Source organism: Actinophytocola sp. (genome assembly GCF_035634895.1).
Lineage (GTDB): Bacteria > Actinomycetota > Actinomycetes > Mycobacteriales > Pseudonocardiaceae > Actinophytocola.
On record NZ_DASQCC010000107.1, the window covers coordinates 1 to 3021 of the forward strand.

General features: G+C 72.8%; 6 protein-coding genes. 2 read left to right on the top strand and 4 right to left on the bottom strand.

The features are described 5' to 3' along the window. The coding region (locus VET29_RS15430; protein WP_324920542.1) for an alpha/beta hydrolase at window positions 1-233 on the top strand (233 nt) is incomplete at its 5' end. Window positions 234-242: 9 nt separating this feature from the next. Here the strand turns inward: VET29_RS15430 and VET29_RS15435 are convergent. Further along, on the bottom strand, window positions 243-671 hold the full coding sequence (locus tag VET29_RS15435) for an SRPBCC family protein (protein WP_324920544.1): 429 nt from the start codon (window positions 669-671) through the stop codon (window positions 243-245). A gap of 23 nt (window positions 672-694) precedes the next feature. On the opposite strand from VET29_RS15435, the gene VET29_RS15440 reads away from it, so the two are divergent. Continuing rightward, window positions 695-1231: a TetR/AcrR family transcriptional regulator gene (locus tag VET29_RS15440; protein WP_324920546.1), complete on the top strand. Its 537-nt coding sequence runs from the start codon at window positions 695-697 to the stop codon at window positions 1229-1231. On the opposite strand, the gene VET29_RS15445 is transcribed toward VET29_RS15440, so the two are convergent. From VET29_RS15445 to VET29_RS15455, 3 genes are all read right to left on the bottom strand, one after another. Then, window positions 1208-1546: a hypothetical protein gene (locus tag VET29_RS15445; protein WP_324920548.1), complete on the bottom strand. Its 339-nt coding sequence runs from the start codon at window positions 1544-1546 to the stop codon at window positions 1208-1210. The genes VET29_RS15440 and VET29_RS15445 overlap by 24 nt on opposite strands. A 10-nt stretch (window positions 1547-1556) precedes the next feature. After that, window positions 1557-2363, bottom strand: a complete 807-nt coding sequence (locus VET29_RS15450) for a PD-(D/E)XK nuclease family protein (RefSeq protein WP_324920552.1) — start codon at window positions 2361-2363, stop codon at window positions 1557-1559. Between the two features lie 78 nt (window positions 2364-2441). Further along, window positions 2442-3020, bottom strand: coding sequence for a MarC family protein (locus VET29_RS15455; protein ID WP_324920550.1), 579 nt, complete (start codon window positions 3018-3020; stop codon window positions 2442-2444). Window position 3021 lies beyond the last annotated feature (1 nt).

Sequence of the window (3021 nt, forward strand, 5' to 3'; positions counted from 1 at the left end):
CCTCGGGCACCCCGTGCCTGGTCTGCTGCGGCGAGTTCGACGACGCCTGGCCGGTGTCGACCCAGCGCGACATGGCCGACCGCCTGGACGCGGACTTCGCCGTGATCCGCGCGGCCCGCCACTCGCCGAACACGGAGAACCCCGAGGAGCTGCTGGCCACACTGCTGCCGACCTGGCGCTCGTGGCTCGCCGCCCAGGATCCCGGGACGATCACCGCTCGCGCGGGGTCATGAGCGCGCCACCTACTCGCACCACTTCTTGAGCGACGCCGCCTCGGTGTCGACCGCCCAGCGGATCGCCCTGCCGGCCAGCAGAGCGGCGAGCGGTGCGAGCGGACCGGCGACGGCGAAGGTCAGCTCGACCGTCGTGCGGCCCGCGCCGGTCTCCCCCTTCGTCGTGGTCACCGTGTGGTTCGCGGCGAACCGCAGGCCGGGTCCGCTGCTCGTCCACGTGAAGGAGCGGCCGTCCACCAACTCGGTGACGGTCCAGTCGCGGGCCGGCTGCCTCGGCTGGCGGACGGTGGCGACGCTGCCCTGCTTGATCTCGTCGCCGCCGTGCACCCGGATCTCGGTGACGGTCGGCGTCCAGTCCGACCACTTCTCGACATCGCGGACGGCACGCCAGACGACGTCCGCCGGCGCGTCGATGGTGGTGGTGACCTCGTGTCTCATGCGCCGACTGTACCATTTGGTACATGTCCCGGACCGACCTTCTCGACCGCGTGATCGCCTACCTGGCCGGCGCCGGGGTCGGTGACCGCAGCCTGCGGCAGATCGCGGCGGGCGCCGGGACCAGCCACCGCATGCTGATCTACCACTTCGGCACCCGCGACCGGCTGCTCGTCGAGGTCGTGCGTGCGATCGAGGAACGGCAGCGGGTCGCGCTGGCCGCGCTGCGGTCACGCACGCCGCGGGAGCAGGCCCTGGAGTTCTGGCGCCGGCTGTCGGATCCGGCGCTGGCGCCGTACGAGCGGCTGTTCTTCGAGCTGTACGGGGCGGCGCTGGCCGGCCGGGAGTCGGTGGCGCCGGTGCTGGACGGCATCGTGACGTCCTGGCTGGCGGACGACGCCATGTTCGCCGGGCTGCCACTCGCCCAGGCGCGGATGGCGCTCGCGTTCACCCGGGGCGCCCTGCTGGACCTGCTGGCCACCGGCGACCGCGCGGGTGTCGACGCCTCGGTTCAGGCGTTCATCGACCTGGTGTGGCCCTCAGGCCCACCAGAACAGCCATAGGGCGGCGCCGGCGACGGCGACGACGCCCAGCACGGCCGCCGCGGCGGCCCAGCCCGTGAGCCGGTCGGCGAAACGCTGCACGAACACCGCGAGCGCCGCGGCGACCACGTGCCCGACGACGGTCCACATGCCGGGGCCGGGCATGGCCCGCCCCCAGGCCAGGACCTGGAAGACGATGACGACGACGGCGAGCACCGACATGCCGACCGCGAGCGCGCCGGACAGCTCCCGCCACGGGCCGCCGCGGTGGCGCGGCGCGGGCACGGGCTGAGGTGACGTCGGCATCTCCACCGTGGTCGCGTCGGAAAGGTTCACGTGGGGCCTCCTAGGGGACCAGCATGGCCCAGGGTTCGGCCGCCGGCCCAGCGGCCTGACCATCGGGGCAGCTCCGCCGGAAGTCACACCAGGAGCACTGGCGACCAACCTGTGCTGGAAAGAGGACGTCCGGGTCACCGCCGGCGTTCAGCGTATCCGTCGCGAGATTGAACTCGTCCGCCGCCTCCTCGGCCCGCGTGCGGTGCCGGGTCAGGGACTCCTCGGTGTGTTCCCAGGCCGCGACCGTGCCGGAGGGCAGGTGGTGCAGCTCGACCTTGGTGCACGGCCGGCGCAGCGTGCGGCGCGCGGCCAGGACGTACAGGGCCAGCGCCTGCGAGCCTCGCGCGTCGTCGGTGGTGAGCGCCGAGCGGCCGGTCTTGTAGTCGACGATGACCACCTCGCCGTCCCGCTCGTCGATCCGGTCGACCCGCCCCTCGGCGACGATCTTGCCGACCGGGGCGGACACCCAGCGTTCGAGACCGACCGGCTCCAGCTCGGGGTCGAGCTCGGCGACGTAGTCGGAGACCCAGCCCTGCGCGCGGGAGCGGTACTCGGCCGCCTGGCTGGGGCCGGCGAAGCCCTCGTCGCTCCACTGCTGGCCGACGAGCGCGGCGGCGGCCTCGGGCGTGCGGCGGTTGCCGGGGAGGTCGAAGAAGGCACGTAAGGCGTTGTGCACCACGGCGCCGAGCGTGCTGTGCGCCCATGCGCCGCCCCGCGGAGGGGTCGGCCGGTCGAGGTAGGCCATCCGAAAACGGCGCGGGCAGTCGACCCACGCCGCCAGGCGGGACGGGGTGACCTTGATGAGCTTGCGCGGCATGGCGTCGAACCCGAGTTGCACGGGGACCACCGTAGTGGCACCCACCGACAGTGCCGGTCCGGCTCGCGCCGCCCGGTGTCACGACGCGTCGTTCACGAACCCCTGCACCGAGTCCGCGACCAGCTGAACCGCGATGGCGGCGAGCAGGAGACCCGCGATCTTGGCCATGAGCAGGATGCCGCTGTCCTTGAAGATGCGGATCAACAGGCCCGAGAACCGCAGGCACAGCCAGAGGACCAGATGCACGGCGACGATCGCCAGCGCGAGGGAGAAGTAGGTGGCGAAGCTGTTGGCATGCCTGACGAAGACGATCGTCGCGGCGATGGCGCCGGGGCCCGCGAGCAGCGGGGTGCCGAGTGGGACGAGCGCGACGTTGACGTCCTCGACCGCACGGGGCTCCGTGGCGTCGCGTCCGGTCAGCAGGTCGAGGGCGATGAGCAGGAGCAGGAGACCGCCCGCGCCCTGGATGGCCGGGATGCCGATGCCGAGGTAGGACAGGATCGCCTCGCCGCCGACCGCGAACAGGCTGATCACGCCGAGCGAGACGAGGACGGCCTGACGCGCGGCGGCCACCCGCGCCGGGCGGGGCCTGCGCCCCACCAGGCTGAGGAACACGGGCACGGTGCCGGGTGGATCCATGATCACGACGAGGGTGATG